Consider the following 1,427-nt stretch of genomic DNA (forward strand, 5'->3'; position numbering starts at 1 on the left):
ACAGACATAAGCTTGTTTTAGGCTCTATTTTATGTGGTTTATGTCTTTTTGTATCTGAAATCCTTCAGCAGTATGGTATTGCTCAGACAGATGTTAATAAAACAAGTTTTATTACATCTCTTTATATGGTGTTTGTACCTATAATCGGTATTTTTTTAGGACAGAAACTGTCAGTTAAGATAATTATCGCAGTTGTTATTAGTGTAATTGGCCTTTACTTTTTCTCAATAAAGGACGGATTTTATTTAAGCACAGGCGATTTTCTTGTTTTACTGTGCGCCATTGGTTTTGCAATTCATATTCTTGTAATTGCATATTTCATTAAATCTGTTGATGGTGTGCTGCTCTCATGTGGACAGTTTTTTGTAGCATCCTTTTTAGGCTTCATATTCATGTTTACAGAAACTCTGCCAACAGCATCATCTTTAGTTGATGCTGCTCCTGCTTTGCTTTATGTCGGCATCATGTCAAACGCTATTGCCTACACTCTTCAGATTGTAGGACAAAGAGGTGTAAATCCAACTATTGCATCACTGATCCTTTCACTAGAATCAGTAATGGGTGCCTTCTTTGGAGTTATGCTGCTTGATGAGAGTTTGTCAGGAAGAGAAATTCTAGGTGCAGCACTGATGTTTACTGCATTTGTCATTACTCAGGTAAACATCAGCTTTAAAAAGAAAATAACAGTAAAACAGTCTGATTAGCTATTTGACTGTAAAAAGTCTGTACAGAGTTGAGAATGGTCTTGTGTATTTGTACAGCTTTTTAAGATATTTTAGAGTATCTGAGGCTTGCGACTGTGTGAAGCCTTCTTTTTTATCAGCATAAAGAGAATATGATGTATAAAGATATTCATCTTTTCTGTCTTTATCAGGTCTTGCAATCCATCTTTCAAAATAGAATCTGTCATCAGACTGAACTGGCTCTTGAAGAGATGCAGCAAAGGATGCTCTTACCCAGAAGAAATTAAACCACATGATAAGGCCCTTATTCTCCTCTTTACCATCTTCTTTGTTTGGCATGAATCCGATTTTCTGAATATCACTGTCCGTTTCAAAAAGCTCTATGGTTTTTTTGTACTTTCTGAATGTGTAATAGGTAAGAATAATCTCTCTGAATGATCTGATTCTTTCTGGATTGAATATTGAGTGAGGATTGTAGCTCATACCCTTTGTATGAAGGTATGCAAGATATGGATACTCACCACTCTTTGCAAGTTCATATAGTTTGTGAATACCATAGTATTCAAACTTGTTTTCAAAGTGATATTCAATCTGTTTTATATCATATGGCAATGATTCAAAGAATGATAAAACCTTATCTTTTAGCTCATTTTTCATTGAAACCTGAATATACAGATCGGCATCATTAAAAACACCTGAACGGGCAATGTCACTTAACTGGCCTTTTATTAGTTTTTTATAATT

The 1,427-nt window shown here is 34.5% G+C and carries 2 protein-coding genes; one reads left to right on the plus strand and one right to left on the minus strand.

What is annotated here, in order from left to right:
* The coding region (locus ACJML3_RS04830) for a DMT family transporter (protein WP_406021098.1) at nucleotides 1–704 on the plus strand (704 nt) is incomplete at its 5' end.
* Here ACJML3_RS04830 and ACJML3_RS04835 read toward each other — a convergent pair.
* On the minus strand, nucleotides 705–1,427 hold a 723-nt coding region (locus ACJML3_RS04835; protein ID WP_406021100.1), incomplete at its 5' end, for a hypothetical protein.

It is taken from the genome of Succinivibrio sp. (assembly GCF_045124615.1).
GTDB classification, from domain to species: domain Bacteria; phylum Pseudomonadota; class Gammaproteobacteria; order Enterobacterales; family Succinivibrionaceae; genus Succinivibrio; species Succinivibrio faecicola.